This is a genomic window from Enterobacter asburiae (assembly GCA_011754535.1).
Taxonomy (GTDB): Bacteria; Pseudomonadota; Gammaproteobacteria; order Enterobacterales; family Enterobacteriaceae; genus Enterobacter; species Enterobacter cloacae_N.
Genome location: JAAQVN010000001.1, coordinates 868,807 through 892,541 on the forward strand (window position 1 = coordinate 868,807; position 23,735 = coordinate 892,541).

Annotated in this window: 18 protein-coding genes; 10 read left to right on the forward strand and 8 right to left on the reverse strand. The window is 57.0% G+C overall.

Features of this window, described 5'->3' with window-relative positions; translation table 11 throughout:
- Window positions 1-8: 8 nt before the first annotated feature.
- The 7 genes from panB to thpR all read right to left on the reverse strand — a co-directional run bounded on the left by panB (window position 9) and on the right by thpR (window position 5,668).
- Window positions 9-800 carry a 3-methyl-2-oxobutanoate hydroxymethyltransferase gene (gene panB, locus HBM95_04000; protein NIH42104.1) on the reverse strand — a complete coding sequence of 264 codons (792 nt, stop codon included), beginning with the start codon at window positions 798-800 and terminating at the stop codon, window positions 9-11.
- A gap of 121 nt (window positions 801-921) precedes the next feature.
- Window positions 922-1,401: a 2-amino-4-hydroxy-6-hydroxymethyldihydropteridine diphosphokinase gene (folK, locus tag HBM95_04005; GenBank protein NIH42105.1), complete on the reverse strand. Its 480-nt coding sequence runs from the start codon at window positions 1,399-1,401 to the stop codon at window positions 922-924.
- Window positions 1,398-2,822 carry a polynucleotide adenylyltransferase PcnB gene (gene pcnB / locus HBM95_04010; GenBank protein NIH42106.1) on the reverse strand — a complete coding sequence of 475 codons (1,425 nt, stop codon included), beginning with the start codon at window positions 2,820-2,822 and terminating at the stop codon, window positions 1,398-1,400. The genes folK and pcnB overlap by 4 nt, the downstream gene beginning before the upstream one ends.
- Before the next feature lie 15 nt (window positions 2,823-2,837).
- Window positions 2,838-3,728: a tRNA glutamyl-Q(34) synthetase GluQRS gene (gene gluQRS / locus HBM95_04015; GenBank protein NIH42107.1), complete on the reverse strand. Its 891-nt coding sequence runs from the start codon at window positions 3,726-3,728 to the stop codon at window positions 2,838-2,840.
- Window positions 3,729-3,787: 59 nt separating this feature from the next.
- Window positions 3,788-4,243 (reverse strand): RNA polymerase-binding protein DksA, encoded by a 456-nt coding sequence (dksA, locus tag HBM95_04020; GenBank protein ID NIH42108.1) that lies wholly within the window; start codon window positions 4,241-4,243, stop codon window positions 3,788-3,790.
- A gap of 176 nt (window positions 4,244-4,419) precedes the next feature.
- Entirely contained in the window at window positions 4,420-5,124 is a 705-nt protein-coding gene (gene sfsA, locus HBM95_04025; GenBank protein NIH42109.1) for a DNA/RNA nuclease SfsA, read from the reverse strand.
- On the reverse strand, window positions 5,114-5,668 hold the full coding sequence (gene thpR, locus HBM95_04030) for an RNA 2',3'-cyclic phosphodiesterase (GenBank protein NIH42110.1): 555 nt from the start codon (window positions 5,666-5,668) through the stop codon (window positions 5,114-5,116). The genes sfsA and thpR overlap by 11 nt, the downstream gene beginning before the upstream one ends.
- Window positions 5,669-5,742: 74 nt before the next feature.
- Between thpR and hrpB the strand changes: the two genes are divergently transcribed.
- The 10 genes from hrpB to fhuB all read left to right on the forward strand — a co-directional run bounded on the left by hrpB (window position 5,743) and on the right by fhuB (window position 22,252).
- Entirely contained in the window at window positions 5,743-8,172 is a 2,430-nt protein-coding gene (gene hrpB / locus HBM95_04035; GenBank protein ID NIH42111.1) for an ATP-dependent helicase HrpB, read from the forward strand.
- 203 nt (window positions 8,173-8,375) lie between these two features.
- Entirely contained in the window at window positions 8,376-10,901 is a 2,526-nt protein-coding gene (mrcB, locus tag HBM95_04040) for a bifunctional glycosyl transferase/transpeptidase (protein NIH42112.1), read from the forward strand.
- Window positions 10,902-11,196: 295 nt separating this feature from the next.
- A complete protein-coding gene (locus HBM95_04045; GenBank protein ID NIH42113.1) occupies window positions 11,197-11,805 on the forward strand; it encodes a type 1 fimbrial protein in 609 nt (202 codons plus the stop codon).
- 43 nt (window positions 11,806-11,848) lie between these two features.
- Window positions 11,849-12,562, forward strand: coding sequence for a molecular chaperone (locus tag HBM95_04050; GenBank protein NIH42114.1), 714 nt, complete (start codon window positions 11,849-11,851; stop codon window positions 12,560-12,562).
- A 19-nt stretch (window positions 12,563-12,581) separates the two neighbouring features.
- Window positions 12,582-15,059: a fimbrial biogenesis outer membrane usher protein gene (locus HBM95_04055; GenBank protein NIH42115.1), complete on the forward strand. Its 2,478-nt coding sequence runs from the start codon at window positions 12,582-12,584 to the stop codon at window positions 15,057-15,059.
- Between the two features lie 12 nt (window positions 15,060-15,071).
- Complete coding sequence (locus HBM95_04060) at window positions 15,072-16,076, forward strand: fimbrial protein (GenBank protein NIH42116.1); 1,005 nt, start codon at window positions 15,072-15,074, stop codon at window positions 16,074-16,076.
- Between the two features lie 203 nt (window positions 16,077-16,279).
- A complete protein-coding gene (fhuA, locus tag HBM95_04065) occupies window positions 16,280-18,535 on the forward strand; it encodes a ferrichrome porin FhuA (GenBank protein ID NIH42117.1) in 2,256 nt (751 codons plus the stop codon).
- A gap of 50 nt (window positions 18,536-18,585) precedes the next feature.
- Window positions 18,586-19,383 (forward strand): Fe3+-hydroxamate ABC transporter ATP-binding protein FhuC, encoded by a 798-nt coding sequence (fhuC, locus tag HBM95_04070; protein ID NIH42118.1) that lies wholly within the window; start codon window positions 18,586-18,588, stop codon window positions 19,381-19,383.
- A complete protein-coding gene (gene fhuD, locus HBM95_04075) occupies window positions 19,383-20,273 on the forward strand; it encodes a Fe(3+)-hydroxamate ABC transporter substrate-binding protein FhuD (protein NIH42119.1) in 891 nt (296 codons plus the stop codon). Before fhuC ends, fhuD begins: the two co-directional genes overlap by 1 nt.
- Window positions 20,270-22,252: a Fe(3+)-hydroxamate ABC transporter permease FhuB gene (gene fhuB, locus HBM95_04080; GenBank protein NIH42120.1), complete on the forward strand. Its 1,983-nt coding sequence runs from the start codon at window positions 20,270-20,272 to the stop codon at window positions 22,250-22,252. Before fhuD ends, fhuB begins: the two co-directional genes overlap by 4 nt.
- Before the next feature lie 93 nt (window positions 22,253-22,345).
- Here fhuB and hemL read toward each other — a convergent pair whose 3' ends face one another.
- Entirely contained in the window at window positions 22,346-23,626 is a 1,281-nt protein-coding gene (hemL, locus tag HBM95_04085; GenBank protein NIH42121.1) for a glutamate-1-semialdehyde 2,1-aminomutase, read from the reverse strand.
- Window positions 23,627-23,735 lie beyond the last annotated feature (109 nt).

Consider the following 23,735-nt stretch of genomic DNA (forward strand, 5'->3'; position numbering starts at 1 on the left):
GAGACTCCTTAATGGAAACTGTGTTCTTCACCCGGGTAAACACCGGATTCAACGTCGGCAATATACTGCCTGACCGCAGCGCGCATGTCGCCCGCTTCGGTAAGGAAATTTTTGGCAAACTTCGGAATATGCCCTCCGGTAATGCCAAAGGCGTCGTGCATCACCAGAATCTGACCATCGGTCACGTTGCCTGCGCCAATACCAATCACCGGAATGGTTAGCGCGTCGGTGATGCGTTTCGCCAGCTCAACCGGCACGCACTCCAGCACCAGCAGCTGCGCGCCGGCGGCTTCCAGCGCCAGGGCATCATCAAACAGCGTCTGGGCTGCGTCGCCGCGGCCCTGCACTTTATACCCGCCAAAGATGTTGACGGACTGCGGCGTCAGACCCAAATGACCGCACACCGGTACCGCGCGTTCGGTGAGCATTTTCACCGTATCCACCAGCCAGGCGCCGCCTTCAATTTTGACCATGTTAGCGCCCGCGCGCATTACCGCCGCCGCGTTTTCAAATGCCTGCTCTGGCGTGGCGTAGGCCATAAACGGCAGGTCGGAAAGCAGCAGGCAGGCAGGGGCTCCACGGCGCACGGCGCGGGTATGGTAAGCGATATCCTCAACCGTTACCGGCAGGGTGGAATCATGTCCTTGTACCGTCATCCCTAACGAATCTCCGACCAGCATGACGTTGATACCCTCTTCGGCAAACAGTTTGGCGAAGCTGTAGTCATACGCGGTGATGGTGGCGAAGCGTTTTTTTTCCTGTTTGCATTTCTGCAGTAAGGAGATGGTGGTTGGTTTCATACTGTTTCCTGATAGCCCAAAGCGAATCTTTGCGCATTCTAACAGTAACATTCGAGGGAACAATGATTTTAGGTAACCGATTAACCACAATTATTTTGCGGTCAATCGGTGGGGGAGAGGATCACCAGCGAGCGGGTCTTTCCGCGTTGAGGTTGCTCAGAACGGTCTTTAATGCGGTACCGTCCGGGAAGGTGAGATCGGGTGCCACTTCAAAGAGCGGCCAGAGCATAAAGCCACGGTTTTTCATGTCGTAATGCGGTACGGTGAGGCGCTCGGTATTAATCACTTCATGGCCGAACAGCATAATATCGAGGTCGAGCGTGCGCGGCCCCCAGCGTTCGGCTTTACGCACGCGCCCCTGCTGTAGCTCGATGCGCTGGGTATTTTCCAGCAGCGTTTCGGCATCGAGGGCCGTTTCCAGCACCACGGCGGCATTCAGATAATCAGGCTGATCCTGTGGCCCGAGTGGCGGCGTGCGGTAAAACGAGGAGACCGCCACGATACGGCTTTGCGGGATCTCACCCAGGGCCTGTACGGAAGCGTTAACCTGCTCCAGCGGAGAGGCTAAATTACTGCCGATGGCGATATACGCGAGGGTCATGCTGTCCCTTCACGACGCGGCGCGCGTTTGCGCGGACGACGATGACGGCGACGCGGTGCAGGCTCTTCATCCAGCCCGGTCAGCATATCTTTCTGCTCCGGCGGGGCGGAAACCTGGAACTCAGCCCACCACTGCGCCAGACGCTGCAGCTCCTGATTACGTTCAGTTTCCGCACGTAGCGACAGCAGATCGAAGGCCGCGCGGAATTTTGGATGCTCCATCAGCTTCCAGGCACGCTTGCCCTGACGGCGGGACATGCGCAGCTGTAGCTGCCAGATATCGCGCACCAGCGTGGTAATACGTTTCGGGATTGCCAGCGTGCGGCACCCTTCGTCCAGCACGTCGTTCGCGGCGAGCGCGAAGGCATCGTAATAGGCGAGGCCGCTCTCCTGGGTGATTCTTTGAGCCGTTTCCAGCAGGGGATACCAGAACATCGCCGCAAACAGGAATGCCGGGTTCACGCGCATATCATTATGGATGCGGGTGTCGGTATTTTTCAGCACCTGTGCAATCATGCGCTCCATTGGGCTGTCACCGTTTTCGGTGAAGTAGCGGGTAATGGTCGGGAACAGCGGCTGGAACAGGTTGTATTCGCGCAGCAGATTGTAGGTTTCAAACCCGTAGCCAGCCTGCAGCAGCTTCAGCGCCTCTTCAAACAGGCGGGCAGGCGGTACGTCGTTAATCAGCGTCGCCAGACGCGGGATCGGCTCTGCGGTTTCCGGGCTGATGCGCATGTTCAGCTTGGCGGCAAAACGCACGGCGCGCAGCATGCGCACCGGATCTTCGCGATAGCGCGTTTCCGGCGTGCCAATCAGACGGATCAGACCCTCTTTCAGGTCCTGCATGCCGCCGACGTAATCGCGCACGGTGAAATCCGCCACGCTGTAATAAAGGCTGTTGATAGTGAAGTCGCGGCGCTGGGCATCTTCTTCGATAGAACCGAAGATATTGTCGCGCAGCAGCATGCCGTTCTGGCCGCGCTGTGACGTGGTGCGATCGGATGCGCCCGCTTCGTGGTGGCCGCGGAAGGTCGCCACTTCGATAATTTCTGGCCCAAACATCACGTGAGCGAGACGGAAACGGCGGCCAACGAGACGACAGTTACGGAATAATTTGCGCACCTGCTCAGGCGTGGCGCTGGTCGTCACGTCGAAATCTTTCGGTTTTTTGCCCAGCAGTAAATCACGCACCCCACCGCCAACGAGATAGGCCTCGTAGCCCGCTTTATTCAGACGATAGAGTACCTTGAGGGCATTTTCACTGATATCTTTGCGGGAAATATTGTGCTGCTCACGCGGAATAACCGACATGTGTGGCTGTGCAATAGCGTCGTTCGCCATGCTCTCTTCGCGGCTTAGCACTTTACGGCAAAAATTAGCGACTCGGGTAAAAATGGTACACCTCGTAGTGTGTTTTGTTATGAAAAAAGCGGCTAATCATAGCTCAGCGCAACGCATTTGAGAATGCTGGATTTTTGGCACCGCCGTGAGCGTCCAGTTGGCAATGGCTATTTTCAGCAGTTCGTCAATGCACAGATCCTGCCATTCGTTGGTTACATTCTGGTTGAGAAATCGCAGCGCGTCGATCAAAACAGGACGCGGATCGCCGTCTGGCAGGGCCGGGGCGTGGTTTTGCTTGGACAGCTTAACGCCCTGCGCATTGACCGCCAGCGGCAGATGAATGTAATCCGGCGCTGTCCAGCCAAACTGATGATACAACGATATTTGTCGCACCGTCGGTTCGACCAGATCTGCCCCGCGCACAATTTCCGTGACGCCCTGGAAACGATCGTCGACGACCACGGCCAGGTTATAGGCGAAAAGGCCGTCGCGGCGGTGAATAATAAAATCCTCGCGCGCGAGGCGCTCATCAGCATGGATTTCGCCGGAGAGTAAATCGTTAAAGCACGTCACCGGGAAGCGCTGCTTTATCCGTACGGCGGCATTTTCCGGGGGAAGATTCAGCGTGCGGCAGTGGCCGTCATAAACCCCTCCCACGCTCTGGATACGCGCGCGGGTGCAGGTGCAGTTATAGGAAAGCCCCTGAGCGCTAAGCCAGGCCAGACGTTCCCGGTAGGCTTCATGACGGTTTGACTGCCAGAGGACGTCGCCGTCCCAGTGAAGACCGTAATGTTCCAGCTGACGCAGAATGGTGTCTGCAGCACCGGGAACTTCACGCGGAGGGTCAATATCTTCAATGCGTACGAGCCATTTGCCCTGGCGGGCGCGAGCCTGCAGGTAGCTGCCGAGCGCGGCAATTAATGAGCCGAAGTGTAATTCACCGGAAGGAGATGGCGCGAAGCGCCCAATATAGGGTGATTCAGACATATCAACAGTAACAAGGCGGGAGAGACTCCCGCCTTTGGAGTGTGTAAACAGCGCTGGCGTTAGCCGGCCATCTGTTTTTCGCGGATTTCGGCCAGCGTTTTACAGTCGATGCACAGATCGGCGGTTGGACGCGCTTCCAGGCGACGAATACCGATTTCAACACCGCAGGATTCGCAGTAGCCAAAATCTTCGTCTTCGACTTTTTTCAGCGTTTTCTCGATCTTTTTGATCAGCTTGCGTTCGCGGTCACGGTTACGCAGTTCGAGGCTGAACTCTTCTTCCTGAGCGGCACGGTCTACCGGATCAGGGAAGTTAGCCGCTTCATCCTGCATATGCGAAACGGTGCGATCCACTTCATCCCTGAGTTGATTACGCCATGCTTCAAGAATACGCTTGAAGTGCGACAGCTGGGCTTCGTTCATATACTCTTCGCCCGGCTTCTCTTGATACGGCTCCACCCCAGCGATGGCGAGAATACTCAGGGACGATGTTTTACGGTTTTGCCCTTCTTGCATGTTGCTTCTCCTTAACACGCACTATCGATCCCCGTGTTGGGGGAAAAATCAGGTCGCTATAAATAGCAGATGCTTTTCCGTATGGCAATTATCTAAACGTAACACTTGACAAGCCTGTGAGGAAAAGCGTATTTGCGCACGCGGCCAGAACACTTATTCATCAATCGTCTAATCCCTTATAAGACAATGGGAAGAGACGATCTCAGAGTCATATTATCGGCAGAAAGTTCCGCTTTATAAGCTAAAACCTCTACCCCCTGCTTTTGTGCCTCATTCAACAGTTGTGCGTATTTAGGATCGATATGGCGGGCAGGGGAAAACCGTTCAATGGCTGAATGCAACACCGCAAACAGCAATACGGCGCGTTTGCCCGCCGCCGCAACACTCATTAGCTCTCGCAGATGCTTCTGCCCGCGTAGCGTTACCGCATCCGGAAAGAAGCCATTTTCCTGTTCCGCTAACGTCACTGATTTTACTTCAATATAGCACTCAGGCCGGTCTTCCGCCTGTAACATGAAGTCAATTCTGCTGCCTTCATCGCCATATTTCACTTCACTTTTATGCGTACCGTAACCCACAAGTTCGGGAATGGCGCCATTAGTCAGCGCTTCCTTAACGAGCTGATTTGCGCGCAGGGTGTTAACGCAAATAAATGCCCCGTTTTGCGTCTCGGTTATTTCCCAGGTATGGGCATATTTGCGTTTAGTATTTTCTGACGTGGAATACCAGACCGTGTCACCCGGGGCGGCGCAACCGGTCATGGCGCCGGTGTTGGGGCAGTGCAGGGTGAGCGCTTCGCCTTCCGGCGTCACCACGTCGGCGAGGAAGCGTTTGTAGCGTTGGATCAGCGTGGCAGACTGGAGTGCAGGACTAAACTTCATCAGAATTCCTTGTGGTGTCGCCCAGCGTCCAGCGCTGTAGCGGCGTATAGCGGGTGCGTCCCTGTGCAAAGACGGATTCATAAAGCGCGAATTCATTGACCGGAAAAGCCCAATGAAAGCCCGGGGGCGGGATAGCAACGGCCTGACCGGCATCGCGCAATAACGTGATGTGCGGGTGAAACGGCTGCGGGCTTTGATAACAGCCGCTTCGCGCCGCCTGCGCGCGCAGCATATTGGCAAGCTGTAACAACCCGCGCGGCGGCTGGCGAGTACCCAGCCAGACCACGCGCGAACGCAGCCACTGGCCCGCGTCGTCAAGGTGCAGCGTAAACGGTGGCTGAGAAATTCGCCCGGCCATGGCGGCCAACGCCCGCTGTTTTTCGGCGCTCACGTCACCCAGAAACGCCAGCGTAAGGTGCAGGTTGGCTGCCGCAACGGGTCGGCCCGCTTCCGGCGGAAAATGTTCCGCGCGCCAGCGAACGATGTGCCGCTGTACGGTGGTGGGCAATTCAATGGCAAAAAACAGCCGTTTCGACTCAGACATTCGGGGGGACTCGGTAATGATATGCGCCGATGCTACAATGTACGCCGACTAATGTTAACCCTCTGGAGCTGTTAGTGTCCTCATTGCCGGTCGCCGTCGTCCTTCCTGAGCTTCTCGCTGCCTTACAACATGCCCCGCAGGTTTTGCTTAACGCGCCTACGGGGGCGGGTAAATCTACCTGGCTGCCGTTGCAGATCCTCAAAGAGGGGAAGATTGCCGGAAAAATCATCCTGCTCGAGCCGCGCAGGCTGGCCGCGCGCAACGTGGCGCAGCGGCTGGCGGAACTGCTGAATGAAAAACCGGGTGAAACGGTGGGCTATCGGATGCGTGCCGAAACCTGCGTCGGCCCGTCCACGCGTCTTGAGGTGGTCACCGAGGGTATTCTCACCCGCATGCTGCAAAACGATCCGGAGCTGACCGGCGTCGGGCTGGTGATTCTGGATGAATTCCACGAGCGCAGCCTGCAGGCGGATCTCGCCCTGGCGCTGTTGCTGGATGTACAACAGGGACTGCGCGACGATCTCCGGCTGCTGATTATGTCGGCGACGCTGGACAACGAGCGGCTGCAGCAGACGCTGCCCGATGCGCCGGTTGTCGCCTCCGAAGGTCGAGCGTTCCCTGTTGAGCGCCGCTATCTGCCGCTTCCTGCCCATCAGCGCTTTGACGAAGCGGTGGCTGTTGCCACTGCTGACCTGCTTCGCCAGGAGCCCGGTTCGCTGCTGCTGTTTTTGCCCGGCGTGGGGGAGATTCAGCGCGTGCAGGAGCGGCTGGCCTCCAGGGTGGGCACTGACGTTATGCTTTGCCCGCTCTATGGTGCCTTGTCGTTGACCGAGCAGCGTAAAGCCATCCTTCCCGCCCCGGCGGGGCAGCGTAAAGTGGTGCTGGCAACCAACATTGCCGAAACCAGCTTGACCATCGAAGGCATTCGCCTGGTGGTGGATAGCGCGCAGGAGAGGGTGGCGAGCTTTGATCCACGCACCGGGCTGACGAAACTGCTGACGCAGCGCATCAGCCAGGCGTCAATGGTGCAGCGCGCGGGCCGTGCGGGGCGTCTTGAGCCGGGGATTTGCCTGCACTTGACCAGCGCGGAGCACGCTGAACGAGCGGCACAGCAAAGCACGCCGGAGATTTTACAAAGCGATCTCTCAGGGCTGGTGATGGATCTTCTGCAGTGGGGCTGCCCGAACCCTGAACAGCTCACCTGGCTCAATCCGCCGCCCGTCGTGAACCTCGCCGCCGCGCGCAGCCTGCTGACCCAGCTTGGCGCGCTGGAAGGTGAACGTCTGACGGCGCGCGGTCAGAAAATGGCGGCGCTGGGCAACGATCCGCGTCTGGCGGCGATGCTGGTGGCCGCGCAGGGAGAAGATGAAATTGCCACGGCGGCGAAACTGGCGGCTATTCTTGAGGAGCCGCCACGCGGAGGCAGCAGCGATCTGGGGCAGGCGTTTTCGCGCAGTCAGGGAAACTGGCAGCAGCGGGCGCAGCAGCTGTGCAAACGTCTGAATAGCCGGGGCGGTTCACCTGACGGCGATAAGATTGCCTCCCTGCTGGCGCTGGCCTTCCCGGACAGGATTGCGCGCCGCCGCGGGCTTGACGGTCGCTATCAGCTGGCAAACGGTATGGGGGCGATGCTGGACAGCGATGATGCCCTGACGCGTCACGAGTGGCTGATCGCCCCGCTGTTGCTTCAGGGCAGCCAGTCTCCGGATGCGCGTATCCTGCAGGCGATTGCCGTGGACGTAGACGCCCTGACGCGCACCTCCCCGCAGCTGCTCCAGCAATCGGACATCGTGGAATGGGATGACGCCCAGGGGACGCTGAAGGCGTTTCGGCGTAGGCAGATTGGCAAACTGATCCTCGGGACGAAACCGCTGGCGAAGCCGTCGGAAGAAGAGTTACACCAGGCAATGCTGAACGGCATCCGGGAAAAAGGGCTGGGCGTGCTGAACTGGACGCCGGAGGCCGAACAGTACCGTATTCGTCTGCACTGCGCCGCGAAGTGGATACCGGAATACGGCTGGCCAGCGGTGGATGATGAGACGCTGCTGGCCACGCTTGAGCACTGGTTATTGCCACAAATGAGCGGCGTGCACTCTCTGCGCGCCCTTAAGGCGCTTGATGTTAAGACCGCGTTACAGAATTTACTGGACTGGTCATTACGTCAACGTCTGGATAGTGAGCTTCCTGGGCATTACACTGTGCCCACCGGGAGCCGGATTGCCATTCGTTATCATGAGGATAATCCTCCGGCGCTGGCGGTTCGGATGCAGGAGATGTTTGGTGAAGCCACCACACCGTCTATTGCTGAAGGGCGTGTGCCGTTGGTGCTTGAGCTGCTTTCGCCTGCGCATCGTCCATTGCAGATCACCCGCGATTTGGGGGCGTTCTGGGCGGGAAGCTACCGTGAAGTGCAGAAAGAGATGAAAGGGCGCTACCCCAAACACGTCTGGCCGGACGATCCGGCGAATACGGCGCCGACGCGGCGCACGAAGAAGTATTCATGAGTTAGGTGAAAGAGGGGAGTGCGGCCTGATGAGTGCGGCCTGATGCCCTCACCCCGGCCCTCTCCCACAGGGAGAGGGAGAAAACACTAAAGACTTTCCTGACAGGAAAGTCTTGCTGTTTATTTTGAGAGATTTCTTCTTTCACAAGTCTGTGGAAGAAAAGAAAATCTGGCCTTTGCGCCTGAAAGTTGCGGAGAAAAAGCATGGCGGGGAATGACCGCGAGCCAATAGGACGTAAGGGAAAACCCGCGCGTCCGGCGAAAGAAAAGATAAGCCGTCGTCGCCTCAGAGATGAGGACTATGACGATGACTATGAAGACGATTATGAGGATGAAGAACCCATGCCGCGTAAAGGGAAAGGCAAAGGGCGTAAGCCTCGGGGCAAGCGCGGCTGGTTCTGGCTGCTGCTGAAGCTGTTTATTGTTTTTGTGGTGCTGATCGCGATTTACGGCGTCTATCTGGATCAGAAGATTCGCAGTCGTATTGACGGAAAAGTCTGGCAGCTGCCTGCGGCAGTGTATGGTCGCATGGTGAACCTTGAGCCGGATATGTCCATCAGCAAGAACGAGATGGTGAAACTGCTGCAGGCGACACAGTATCGTCAGGTCACGAAGATGACGCGCCCGGGCGAGTTTACGGTGCAGGCGAAGAGCATTGAGATGATCCGTCGTCCGTTCGACTTCCCGGACAGCAAAGAAGGGCAGGTGCGCGCGCGTCTGACCTTTGACGGCGATCGGCTGGAAACCATCGAGAACATGGACAACAACCGCCAGTTCGGTTTCTTCCGTCTCGATCCGCGTCTGATCACCATGCTTTCGTCGGCGAACGGCGAACAGCGTCTGTTCGTGGCGCGTAACGGCTTCCCGGACCTGCTGGTGGATACCCTGCTGGCAACCGAAGACCGCCACTTCTACGAGCACGACGGTATCAGCCTTTACTCCATCGGCCGTGCGGTGCTGGCGAACCTGACTGCGGGCCGTACCGTGCAGGGGGCGAGTACGCTGACCCAGCAGCTGGTGAAGAACCTGTTCCTCTCCAGCGAGCGTTCTTACTGGCGTAAAGCCAACGAAGCATACATGGCCGTGCTGATGGATGCGCGCTACAGCAAGGATCGTATCCTTGAGCTGTACATGAACGAGGTGTACCTCGGCCAGAGCGGCGATAACGAGATCCGCGGCTTCCCGCTGGCGAGCCTGTACTACTTTGGCCGCCCGGTAGAAGAGCTCAGCCTGGACCAACAGGCGCTGCTGGTGGGCATGGTGAAAGGGGCGTCCATTTACAACCCGTGGCGCAACCCTAAACTGGCGCTGGAGCGTCGTAACCTGGTGCTGCGCCTGCTGCAACAGCAGCAGGTCATTGACCAGGAGCTGTACGACATGCTGAGTGCACGTCCGCTGGGCGTGCAGCCGCGCGGTGGGGTGATCTCTCCACAGCCTGCCTTCATGCAGATGGTGCGTCAGGAGTTGCAGTCTAAGCTCGGGGATAAAGTCAAAGATCTCTCCGGCGTGAAGATCTTCACGACCTTTGATTCCGTGGCGCAGGACGCGGCAGAAAAAGCGGCGGTTGAAGGGATCCCGGCGCTGAAGAAACAGCGCAAGCTGAGCGATCTTGAAACCGCGATGGTGGTCGTTGACCGTAACACTGGCGAAGTGCGTGCGATGGTGGGCGGCGCCGAGCCGCAGTATGCGGGCTACAACCGTGCAATGCAGGCGCGTCGTTCGATTGGTTCTCTGGCTAAACCGGCGACCTATCTCACCGCGCTGAGCCAGCCGAATATGTATCGCCTGAACACCTGGATTGCCGATGCGCCAATCTCCCTGCGTCAGCCTAACGGCCAGGTATGGTCACCGCAGAACGATGATAAACAGTTCAGCGGCCAGGTGATGCTGGTGGATGCGTTAACCCGCTCCATGAACGTACCAACGGTTAACCTCGGTATGGCGCTGGGTCTGCCGGCCATTGTCGATACCTGGCAGAAGCTGGGCGTACCGAAAGATCAGCTGCACCCTGTTCCGGCGATGATTCTGGGGGCGCTTAACCTGACGCCGATCGAAGTAGCGCAGGCGTTCCAGACCATTGCCAGCGGGGGGAACCGCGCACCGCTCTCTGCCCTGCGTTCGGTGATTGCCGAAGATGGCTCCGTGCTGTATCAGAGCTTCCCGCAGGCGGAACGTGCCGTTCCCGCGCAGGCGGCCTATATGACGTTGTGGACGATGCAGCAGGTTGTGCAGCGCGGTACCGGTCGTCAGCTGGGGGCGAAGTATCCTGGTCTGCATCTGGCGGGTAAAACCGGGACCACCAACAACAACGTCGATACCTGGTTTGCCGGTATTGATGGCCGTGAAGTGGTGATTACCTGGGTAGGCCGTGACAACAACCAGCCGACCAAACTGTACGGGGCGAGCGGGGCGATGTCGATTTACCAGCGCTACCTGGCGAACCAGTCACCTGTGCCGCTAAATCTGGTTGCGCCGGAAGATATCGTCGATATGGGCGTGGATGGTTCCGGGAACTTTGTCTGCGGCGGCGGGATGCGTACCCTGCCGGTCTGGACGACCAACCCGGACTCGCTGTGCCAGCAGAGCCAGCCTGAACAGCCAACGGGCAACCCGTTCGATCAATCTTCTCAGCCGCAGCAGCCGCAGCAACAACCGGCTCAGCAGCAGAACGAGAAGAAAGACAGTGATGGCGTGGCCGGCTGGATCAAGGACATGTTTGGTGGAAACTAATTAATTTCCTGAATAAAAAAGCCGCTTTATATTAAAGCGGCTTTTTTTGTGATTTACACTTTGTAATTATTAAAAAAATTAAATTTTAAATTAAGTATTTTTAAGTTCATGTATTTTTCATTTAAAACATGCGGTTGTGGCTAACTGTATGTCTCGCCTCATTGTCCGCTCTGGACATAATGAAGAAAAATCTGATGTAATCTCCTCAAGAAATTCACTTGCTCTAAGGATATTTCTAAAGAGTTAGTGGCGTAACTGTCGGAGAACATTCTAACGCGAAATATTTGTAGCGAGAATGGATGCCTCTATCATCAAATATAAGGATATTATTATGAATAAGTATGTTGTTTCTTCGTTATTAGCCGGAAGCATAATGGCCGCGCTGTCTTTGCCTGTATTTGCATCGAACGATTCCGGTACGGTGAACTTTGCCGGAAAAATTGTTGCTGATACCTGCGAAATTAACGTGGATGGATCCGGAACTAACGCTTCCACCGTCACTTTCGCCGATACCTATCCTTCGGATTTTGGCGCTGATGGTACGGTTGGCACCTCAAAAGCCTTTAAGATTGAAGTGAAAAAATGTGACCCTCTGGTCGCTAAACTGAACCTCAAGTTCAGCGGCACGACGACAGACGCCGCGTACAAGCGTTTGAAGAACGATCTGACAGGCGCAGGTAATGCGACCAACGTAGGTATTATCGTCAGCAATGATAACGGCTCAAAAGGCGATGTTATTTTCGACGGTTCAGTACCGGATGCGGGTACCGATGTGAATAACGACGCGACCGGGGCAACGGCTTCTGTCTTTAACTACACCGCGAAAGTGATTCAGGTGGGGGATACCGCGCCAACTGCAGGCCATTACTCCTCCTCTGCAACATTCGAGGTTGTCTACCGCTAAGCAATGACTGGCAGCCTGAACGGCTGCCTTTTTGGAACATTGTATGAAGACTTTATTTAAATTGTTATGTGGTTGTTTAATTGTTTCCTGCTGTTCAGTACAGGCAAGTGTTGTTCTCGGCGGTACGCGAATTATTTATCCATCGAATAAATCTGAAGTTCAAATAGCACTTAAAAATAAAGATCCTCATACGCGTTATCTGGTGCAAAGCTGGGTCAGTTATCCCAATGATGCAAAAGCGCCTTTCATTATTACGCCCCCTGTTTACAAATTGCAGGAAAATCGTCAAACCCTTTTGCACGTTATTTTTACCGGCGATAAAAAAAGCCTGCCCGCAGACCGGGAATCACTGTTTCTGGCGAACGTTAAATCGGTATCGGCACTTTCACCTGAGCTGAAAGAGAAAAATACGCTGCAGTTTGCGATGAAAACGCGCCTCAAACTGTTCTGGCGCCCCGCTCAGTTGAAAGAAACCGATGCGCTGAGTGCCTATGAAAAAATCACTTTCCATCGCCAGGGTGACACGCTTATCGCAAACAACCCGACACCGTTTTACGTCTCGTTTGGCGAGCTTGCCGTTGGCGGGAAAAGCGTGCCGGTGAAAGAGACCAAAACCACGCCTGGAGCCATTTCCATGATGGTGGCACCGTTCAGCGAGCAGCGTTTCGCGTTACCGAATTCAGCAAAGGGCGCGGTGACCTGGACGGCAATCAACGATTTCGGTGGACAGACCCCGCAACGCAAACAGGCTCTTTAAATAATCATGTTGGTATTTTATGTCGTCATCTCTGCTCCACAAACAGGTACTGTCCGGGATCGCGCTGGCGCTGCTCGCCGCGATCCAGCCTGCAAGTGCCGATGACGAATTTAACCTGCGGATCCTTGAACTGGATACGCCGCTCGAAAATACCTCTACGCTACAAAACTTCATCAACGATAACGGGTTACTAGCCGGAAGCTACCTCACGACAGTTATGTGGGATCGGGACGTTGTGGATAAACGTCCCATCGCCTTCGTGCTCTCTGACGATAAACAGCGCCTGCTGCCGGAGCTAACGAAAGCGGACCTGCGTGATTACGGCGTGAAAGTCGACGCGATCCCGGACTTAAAAGATCTGGATGACGGCGCTTACGTTCGCGATATCTCCCATTTTATTGAAAATGCCCGTTACGAATACAATCAGGATGACCAGACCCTGAAGCTGGTCATCCCGCAGGTGTATCGCGACCACGCTGCCGCTGGCGCGATACGTCCAAAATTCTGGGATGACGGCGCGCCTGCCGCCTGGACAAGCTATCAACTCAGCGGCTCTCAGCAGCACTACAGCTCGGGCAAAACTTCTTCGACCTGGCTTGGCCTGGAGTCGGGGATTAACCTTGGAGCGTGGCGGCTGCGCAATAACAGCACCTGGAGCGACGCTTCCGGCTGGGAGGCCATTGCCAGCACGTTACAACGCGACATCAAAACGCTAAAAAGCCAGCTTGAGATTGGCCAGACGTATACCAACGGCGAGCTTTTTGACAGCGTCCAGATGACCGGCGTGAAGCTGGAAACGGACTCCTCTATGCTGCCCGTCAGCCAGCAGGGCTTTGCGCCAGTCGTGCGCGGTATTGCCAATAGCGATGCGAAAGTCACTATTAAGCAAAACGGCTACATCATTTATCAAACGAACGTCTCGCCGGGGCCGTTTGAGATCCGCGATTTAAGCCAGGTAACATCCGGCGCCGATCTGGAAGTGACTGTCGAAGAGGCGGACGGCAGCGAGCATAGCTTCATCCAGGCCAGCGCCTCGGTGCCGGTGTTGCAGCGGGAAGGTGGTTTTAAGTATTCACTGGCAGCTGGGCGCTATCGCGGTAATGAAGGTGAAGATGAACCGATCTTTGCGCAAGGTACGGCCATCTATGGTCTGCCTTACGGCGTTACGGCGTATACCGGCGCGATGGGGGCGTCCCTGTATCATGCTTTACTGTTGGGGCTCGGCGCCGACCTGGGACACTTCGGCTCGGCATCTGTCGATCTCACCGCCGCGCGTACCGCGTTTGATGACGGACGTGACGATGCCAGCGGCTTATCCTGGCGGGCTCAGTATTCGAAAGATATTCCTGACACGGATACGACCGTGACGCTTGCCAGCTATCGCTACTCCACCTCGGGTTTTTATACCTTTCAGGAAGCTCTCGATCAGCGTGACAGCGAGATCGATGACGGCATTTATACCTACCGCAGAACCAACAACCGCCGTAGCCGCATGCAGCTCAACCTTTCCCAGCGTATTTCAGACTGGGGCTCGGCCTATCTCAACGGCTATCAGCAGGATTACTGGGACATGGACGGCCACGAACGTAGCGTCAGCGCGGGGCTGAGCTCCAGCTGGCGCAATATCACCTGGTCGATAAGCTACAACCTGACCCGCACGCCAGATGCCGATACCGACCGGCAAATGGCGTTGACGGTCAATATTCCCTTATCGAAGTGGCTGCCTGATGCCTGGGCAACCTACAGCGCTAACACCGCCAGCGGTGGGTTTGTTTCGCATCAGGTCGGGCTCGGCGGTACTGCTCTTGAGGACAATAAGCTGAGCTATAACCTCCAGCAGACCTACGCCAGCCAGGATACGGGCTACGGTGGCAGCCTGTCCGGGCGTTACCGCGGCGCTTCCGGTGAAGTGGGGATGGGGTACAGCTACGGCGGCGACAATCGACAGTGGAACTACAGCGCTCAGGGGTCAATCGTTGCTCACGAGCATGGCGTGACGCTGGGGCAACCCGTGCGCGACGCCTTCGCCATTGTGCACATTAAAGATGGCGATAACGTCAAAGTGCAAAACGGACGCGGCATTTCAACCGATCGTTTTGGTAACGCGATCGTTCCCTCCCTGACCGCCTATCGACACAACGTCATTACGGTCAACACTCAGGATCGGGAAGATATTGATATCGACGCGGCGACGAAGGATCTCGTCCCGACGAAAGGCGCCGCGCTGCACGCCACCTTCGATGCCCGCGTTGGACGACGCGCGCTGGTGACCTTGCGCTATGCGGGCAAACCCGTGCCGTTTGGTGCCGTCGTAGCGCTGGATAACACCACTGCCATCGTGGGTGATGACGGTGAGGTTTACCTGACGGGGCTGTCCGGCAAAACCACGTTTAGCGTGCAGTGGGGGGAAGAGCGCGATCGGCAGTGTCAGGGGACGCTGGATATTCCTTCAGAGAGCCCGGCAGGGATCGTCAAAGCAACGGTCAACTGCCATTAACAGAGGTATTTCATGAATTTACGCCGTTCAGTCAACACGTTTCTTGCATCTGTGCTGCTTCTGCTGGCGGGCATCTTTTTCCATTCAGCCCGGGCAGAATGTACCTTTAACGGCAGTTCTGACGTGGATGCCGTGGTGACGTTTCAACTTCCTCCGGTGATTATTGTCCAGCCCGATACGCCCGTCGGCACCGTGATTTATGATGCCAGCGTTGAAAGTAAAGAGGTGTTGGTGGACTGTAGCGGTGAAGCGCAAATTCGGCGCGGATATCTGTATCTGACCGATACCGACGCGCGGGAGGATGTGATGACCGGGGTTTACCAGACCAACGTGCCGGGTATTGGCATCCGTGCGGCATCGTCGAACGAGCAGTTCCCCAGCTACAACGAGGAAGATATCCTCAGGCCGATGCACTATCTGGGATCGACACATGGAAGCTCGCAAAGCAAATCGGTATTTCGTGCCGCCGCACAGCTGGTGGTGACGGGCGATATCCATGAAGGGTATCTCGATACCTCACGATTAACCTCAATGGACATTCTGGGCAACGCGGTGATAGGTGAGATGCGTTTTTCTCCTGCCAGCGTTCGCATTACAACCAACACCTGTAACCTGGTTGACCGAAACATTTATGTGCCGCTGAAAACGGTCAACACCCAGGACTTTAACGGCCAGTACTCAGACATACTCACGGACAGCAGCTTCAGGATTGAAATCACCGACTGTGCGGCGGGCACAAAGGTTGATTATCAGTTTACCAGCGCGGGTTCAACGGGGGTCACGAACGGCAATATTCTCGGCATTGCTGCCGGAGACTCTGCCGCCGATGGCGTCGGCATACAGATCCTTGACCAGAATAATACGGTGCTGCAGTTTGATCAGAACTACACGGCCATAACCAGTACGCAGGACAAAGTCCCTGTCGAGATCCCGCTCAAGGCCCGCTACATCAAGACGGGAGAGATTAAAGCCGGCAAAGTCGACTCTGTCGCGACGTTCGAAGTCTTTTACCGATAATCCATCCTGCCCGCTCCGGCGGGCTTAAACGATCATTTCACTACACTTATTAACCCCCTGTTTTCATCTGGTTAATTCTTAAACCCTTAAATCTTGTAGGGCCGCTTACTGCTTGCTATGCAACCAGCGTTTCGCATATTATTCTGCGGTCATAATAATAATTCTCGTTTACGTTATCATTCACTTTTCCATCAGAGATAAACATGGCGCTTTCCAATACTGCTCAGCCAATTACCACGTCGCTGCGTAAAGTCGCGGCGGTCGTAGCCACAGCGGTTGCCGGCATGTCTACTTACGCACATGCTGCCGAAACCCAGAAAAAAGAAGAAACCATTACGGTAACCGCAGCACCTGCTGCCCAGGAAAGTGCCTGGGGGCCCGCTGCGACTATCGCTGCAAGGCAATCCGCCACCGGCACGAAAACGGATACGCCAATCCAGAAGGTTCCGCAGTCTATTTCTGTGGTGACGGCCGAAGAGATGGCGCTGCACCAGCCGCGCTCGGTGAAAGAAGCCCTGAGCTACACGCCGGGCGTTGCGGTAGGTACGCGCGGTGCGTCTAATACCTATGACTATTTGATCATTCGCGGCTTCGCGGCGGATGGGCAGTCGCAGAATAACTACCTCGACGGCATGAAAATGCAGGGGAACTTCTACAACGACGCGGTAATTGACCCTTACATGCTGGAGCGCGCCGAGATCATGCGCGGTCCGGTTTCCGTTCTGTACGGCAAAAGCAGCCCTGGCGGTTTGCTGAACATGGTCAGTAAGCGCCCGACAACCGAACCGCTGAAAGAGATCCAGTTCAAGGTGGGTACGGACAGCCTGTTCCAGACCGGCTTTGATTTTAGCGATGCGATCGATGATGACGGTGTTTACTCGTACCGTCTGACGGGCGTTGCGCGTTCGAACAATTCGCAACAGGAAGGTAAAGGCGAACAGCGTTATGCCATCGCGCCATCGTTCTCCTGGCGTCCGGATGAGAAGACCACCTTCACATTCCTCTCTTACTTCCAGAACGAGCCTGAAACGGGCTACTACGGTTGGTTGCCAAAAGAGGGGACGGTTGATCCGCTGCCTAACGGCGATCGTCTGCCAACGAACTTCAACGAAGGCGCGAAGAACAACACCTATTCCCGTAACCAGAAGATGGTGGGATACAGCTTCGACCACGAATTCAACGATACCTTTACCGTGCGTCAGAACCTGCGTTATGCGCAGAATAAAACCTCGCAAAACAGCGTCTACGGCTACGGTATGTGTTCTGACCCGCTCTATTCGAGTAATCCGGCATCCAGCCCTTGCGCCAGCATTCCTCAATCGCAGTGGGGCCATACGTTGACTCGCCAGTATGTGATCGATAACGAGAAGCTGGAAAACTTCACTGTCGACACGCAGTTGCAGAGCAAGTTCGCGACGGGTTCGTTCGATCATACGCTCCTGACCGGCGTGGATTTTATGCGCATGCGTAATGACATCGATTCGTGGTTTGGTTATGCCGGTTCCGTAGCTCCCTCTGATATCTATAACCTCGATCGTAGCGATTTCGATTTCGGTTCACATCCTGGGCCGTCAGGTGCTTATCAGGTGCTGAACAAGCAAAAGCAGACCGGTATTTATGCTCAGGATCAGATCGAGTGGGATAAAGTGCTGGTAACGCTGGGTGGCCGATATGACTGGGCCAATCAAGAATCTTACAACCGCGTGACAAATACGACTTCCGAGCGTAATGACACCCAGTTCACCTGGCGTGGCGGTGTTAACTACCTGTTCGATAACGGCGTCACCCCGTACTTTAGCTACAGCGAATCGTTCGAACCGGCTTCTCAGACCGGAGCGAACGGCAACGTCTTTGCACCGTCTAAAGGCAAACAGTACGAAGCGGGCGTGAAATACGTTCCGAACGATCGTCCGATCGTTGTCACCGGCGCGTTGTACCAGCTGACCAAAACCAACAACCTGATGGCCGACCCTGCGGGTTCCTTCTTCTCCGTTGAAGGCGGCGAGATCCGCGCCCGTGGCGTAGAGCTGGAAGCGAAAGCGGCCCTGTCTGCGAGCGTGAACGTTGTCGGTTCTTATACCTACACCGATGCCGAGTACACCACGGACACCAACTACAAAGGCAACACGCCTGCTCAGGTGCCAAAACACATGGCGTCGCTGTGGGGCGATTACACGCTGTTTGATGGTGCACTGTCCGGTCTGACGCTGGGTACCGGCGTGCGTTATACGGGCTCCAGCTATGGCGATCCGGCGAACTCCTTCAAAGTAGGCAGCTACACCGTGGTGGATGCGCTGGTCAGATACGATCTTGCTCGCGTTGGCATGGCTGGCTCTAACGTTGCGCTTCACGTGAACAACCTGTTCGATCGTGAATACGTCGCCAGCTGCTTCAATACCTACGGCTGCTTCTGGGGTGCCGAACGTCAGGTTGTTGCCACCGCGACCTTCCGCTTCTAATCGCTTTTTGGGCACGGTTCGCCGTGCCCTTTTTATTTAAGTTGGCTGACATGCAGGATAATAAAACGCAATCCGACACCACCTTTACGCTCAATCAACTCTCCTTTCGCGTACCCGGGCGCACGCTGCTGCATCCGCTCTCTCTGACGTTTCCGGCCGGTAAAGTGACGGGCCTGATTGGCCACAACGGCTCCGGTAAATCCACGCTGCTCAAGATGCTGGGGCGCCATCAGCCGCCTTCAGAAGGCGCTATTCTGCTGGATGACCAGCCGCTGGAGAGCTGGAGCAGCAAAGCTTTTGCTCGCAAAGTGGCCTATCTGCCGCAGCAGTTGCCTCAGGCGGAAGGGATGACGGTGCGTGAGCTGGTGGCGATTGGGCGTTATCCGTGGCACGGTGCGCTTGGGCGCTTCGGAGTCGCCGACAGAGAAAAAGTGGAAGAGGCGATTGCTCTGGTGGGGCTAAAACCGCTGGCGCACCGTCTGGTGGACAGCCTGTCCGGCGGTGAACGTCAGCGGGCGTGGATTGCGATGCTGGTGGCGCAGGACAGCCGCTGCCTGCTGCTGGATGAACCGACCTCTGCGCTGGATATCGCCCATCAGGTGGACGTGCTGGCGCTGGTGCATCGCTTAAGTCAGCAGCGTGGCCTGACGGTGATCGCGGTCCTGCACGATATCAACATGGCGGCACGCTACTGTGACTACCTCGTCGCGCTGCGCGGCGGCGAAATGATTGCTCAGGGCACGCCGTCTGAACTGATGCGCAGCGAAACGCTGGAACATATTTACGGTATTCCGATGGGGATTTTGCCTCACCCGGCCGGGGCTGCACCGGTGAGCTTCGTATACTGATGCTGGATAACATTTCCCTTAGCCGCCGTCGTCTTCTGACGGCAATGGCGCTCTCACCGCTGCTGTTTAAAATGAATGCGGCGCGCGCTGCCACCGTCGATCCGCACCGCATTGTGGCGCTGGAGTGGCTGCCGGTCGAACTGATGATGGCGCTGGGCGTCACACCGTATGGCGTGGCGGATATTCCAAACTATAACCTCTGGGTGAACGAGCCTAAGCTGCCGGACTCGGTGATCGACATCGGCCTGCGCACGGAGCCAAACCTCGAACTGCTCACTCAGATGAAACCGTCGTTCCTGTTCTGGTCTGCGGGCTACGGTCCGTCAGAAGAGACCATGGCGCGGATTGCGCCCGGGCGCGGTTTTTCCTTCAGCGACGGTAAAAAACCGCTGACCGTGGCGAAAAACTCCATTAACGAGATGGCGCATTTCCTCAACCGCGAGGCGGAGGCCAAAAAGCATCTCGATGACTTCGATGCCCTGATTGCCGCCCTGAAGCCGCGTTTTGCCAACCGGGGAGATCGCCCGCTGCTGATGGTGACGCTGCTGGATGCCCGCCATATGCTGGTCTTCGGTAAAAACTGCCTGTTCCAGGAGGTGCTGGACAGCTTCGGCATTAGCAATGCCTGGGAAGGGGAGATGACCTTCTGGGGAAGCACCGCCGTCGGTATCGATCGTCTGGCGGCGTTTCGCGATGTGGACGTGCTGTGCTTCGACCACGGCAACGAACGCGAGATGCAAACGCTGATGGCGACGCCGCTCTGGCAGGCGATGCCGTTTGTGCGCGAGAAGCGCTTCCAGCGCGCACCTGCAGTATGGTTCTACGGCGCGACGCTGTCGGCCATGCATTTTGCCCGCGTGCTGGATAACGCGCTGGGAGGCAAAGCATGAGTACGCGTATCGCCCGTTTCCCGGTGCTGCTGTTGTTCCTGCTTTTCCTGGTTGCGCTGGCTCTCACCGGGTTCAATCTCTCGACGGCATTACCGCGCGCACAGTGGGGCGCCGCGCTGGCCTCGCCGGATATCGACAATATTCAGCAGATGCTGTTCCACTACAGCCTGCTGCCGCGTCTGGCGATTTCACTGCTGGTCGGGGCCGGTTTAGGGCTGGTGGGCGTGTTGTTCCAGCAGGTGTTGCGTAACCCGCTGGCAGAGCCGACAACCCTGGGCGTCGCGACGGGGGCTCAGCTCGGGATCACGATAACCACGCTCTGGGCGTTACCCGGGGCGTTAACCGCGCAGTTTGCCGCTCTCGCGGGAGCGTGCGTGGTGGGGGCGCTGGTCTTTGGCGTCGCCTGGGGCAAGCGCCTTTCCCCGGTAACGCTGATCCTGGCCGGGCTGGTCGTCAGCCTCTACTGCGGCGCGATTAATCAGCTGCTGGTGCTGTTCCATCACGATCAGCTGCAAAGCATGTTCCTGTGGAGTACCGGTACGCTCACCCAGACCGACTGGAGCGTTGTGCAGCGCCTGTGGCCGCAGCTGGCGGGCGGCGTCGTGCTGACGCTGCTGCTGCTGCGTCCGCTGACGCTCATGGGGCTGGATGATGGCGTGGCGCGCAACCTGGGGCTGGCGCTGTCGCTGGCTCGCCTGGCGGCGCTCACCCTGGCGATTGTGCTCAGTGCTCTGCTGGTTAACGCGGTCGGCATCATCGGGTTTATTGGCCTCTTTGCGCCCCTGCTGGCGAAAATGCTCGGGGCGCGTCGCCTGCTGGCGCGTCTGCTGCTGGCGCCGCTGATTGGCGCGCTGATCCTCTGGCTTTCCGATCAGATCATTCTCTGGCTGGCGCGCGTCTGGATGGAAGTGTCTACGGGGTCGGCAACGGCGCTTATCGGGGCGCCTCTGCTGCTGTGGCTGCTCCCGCGCCTGCGCAGTATCAGCGCGCCGGCGATGGACGCCGGTGATAAGGTCTATGCTGAACGTCAGTCGGTGCTGTGGTTCAGCCTTGCCGGTCTGGCGGTGTTGCTTATCGCCTCGTTTGCCGCCCTCGCGTTTGGGCGCGATGCCGCAGGCTGGCACTGGGCAACGGGTGACTTACTCAATGAACTATTACAATGGCGCTGGCCGCGTATTCTCTCTGCGTTGTTTGCTGGCGTAATGCTGGCGGTCGCTGGCTGTATTATTCAGCGTCTCACCGGCAACCCGATGGCAAGCCCTGAAGTGCTGGGGATCAGCTCCGGCGCTGCTTTTGGCGTGGTGCTGATGCTGTTCCTGGTGCCGGGCAATGCGTTTGGCTGGCTGATGCCTGCCGGAAGTATCGGTGCGGCGGTCACGCTGATGATTATTCTGGTTGCCTCGGGCCGCGGCGGATTTTCTCCACACCGCATGCTGCTGGCCGGTATGGCCCTCAGCACCGCCTTTACCATGCTGCTGATGATGCTACAGGCGAGCGGCGATCCGCGCATGGCGAAGATCCTGACCTGGATTTCCGGCTCAACGTACAACGCCACCGCCAGCCAGGTTGCCTGGTCAGGAAGCGTTATGATCGTGCTGCTGGCAATTGTGCCGCTGTGTCGTCGCTGGATGACCATTTTGCCATTGGGGGGCGAAACCGCGCGTGCGGTTGGCTTAGCGCTGACGCCAACGCGCGTCGCGCTTCTGCTGCTGGCGGCGTGTCTGACGGCAACCGCCACCATGACCATCGGTCCGCTGAGCTTTGTAGGGTTGATGGCACCGCATATCGCCAGAATGATGGGTTTCCGCCGAACGATGCCGCATATTGTGATGTCGGCCCTGACGGGCGGGGTCATTCTGGTGTTTGCCGACTGGTGTGGAAGGATGGTGCTGTTCCCGTATCAGATCCCGGCGGGCCTGCTGTCGACCTTTATCGGAGCGCCGTACTTTATCTATCTGTTGAGAAAGCAGAGTCGGTAATAAAAGTAAACGGCAATCCTTGGATTGCCGTTTTAGTGTTTGCTCCCTCTCCCCGTGGGAGAGGGTTGGGGTGAGGGCACCAGGCCGCACATCTTACAACTTCGCAAACACCTTACGCGCAGCGTCGATGGTGTTATTGATATCTTCTTCGCTGTGCGCCACGGACATAAAGCCCGCTTCGAACGCGGACGGTGCCAGGTACACGCCTTCTTCCAGCATCAGGTGGAAGAAGCGCTTGAAGCGTTCAACGTCGCACTTCACCACGTCCTGGTAGCAGGTCACGGTTTTCGCATCGGTGAAGAAAATCCCGAACATGCCGCCGACGTGGTTAACAACCAGCGGAACCCCCGCTTCTTCTGCGGCTTCCAGCAGACCGTTTGCCAACTGCGTGGTGCGGTCCGTCAGGGTTTCATGAATACCCGGCTGCGCCACTTCGGTCAGACAGGCGAAGCCCGCAGCCATGGCAATTGGGTTACCGGAGAGCGTGCCCGCCTGGTAAACCGGGCCGGTTGGCGCCAGGGCCTCCATCACGTCCTTACGACCACCGAAAGCACCGACCGGCATGCCGCCGCCGATGATTTTGCCGAGGCAGGTCAGGTCCGGCTCAACGCCGTAGTAAGACTGGGCACCCGCCAGCGCCACGCGGAAGCCGGTCATGACTTCATCGATGATCAGCAGCGCGCCGAACTCGTCGCACAGGGCGCGCAGGCCCGGCAGGAAGTCAGGCTGCGGTGGGATGCAGTTCATGTTGCCCGCAACCGGCTCAACGATAATGCAGGCGATTTCCTGCGGATACTGCTCGAACGCCGCGCGAACGGTGTTCAGATCGTTGTAGGTGCAGGTCAGGGTGTGCTTCGCGAAATCCGCAGGTACGCCAGGCGAGTTTGGCTGGCCGAGCGTCAGCGCGCCGGAGCCCGCTTTCACCAGCAGGCAGTCCGCATGGCCGTGGTAGCAGCCTTCGAACTTGATGATTTTGTCGCGACCGGTAAAACCGCGCGCCAGGCGGATGGCGCTCATGGTGGCTTCAGTACCGGAGTTCACCATACGCACCATGTCCATGGTAGGCACCAGTTCGGTCACCAGCTCCGCCATTTTCACTTCCATCTCGGTTGGTGCACCGAAGCTCAGGCCGCGCTGCGCGGCTTCGATGACCGCATTACGAATGGCAGGGTGGTTATGTCCGAGAACCATCGGCCCCCAGGAACCGACGTAATCGATATAGGCTTTGCCATCGACATCATACAGATACGCGCCGTCAGCACGTTCAATAAACAGCGGCGTTCCGCCCACACCGGTAAAGGCGCGAACAGGTGAGTTCACGCCACCTGGGATAAGCTCGCGGGCTGCACTGTAGAGGTTTTCAGACTTGCTCATGGCGTCGTTCCTGGTTCGTATAAAATGATTAAGCACACTATTCTAAGTGATTCGTGGAAGGTTATGAAATTTTTAGCCGGGTAATGCTTTAAGATTTGTTAAGTATTTT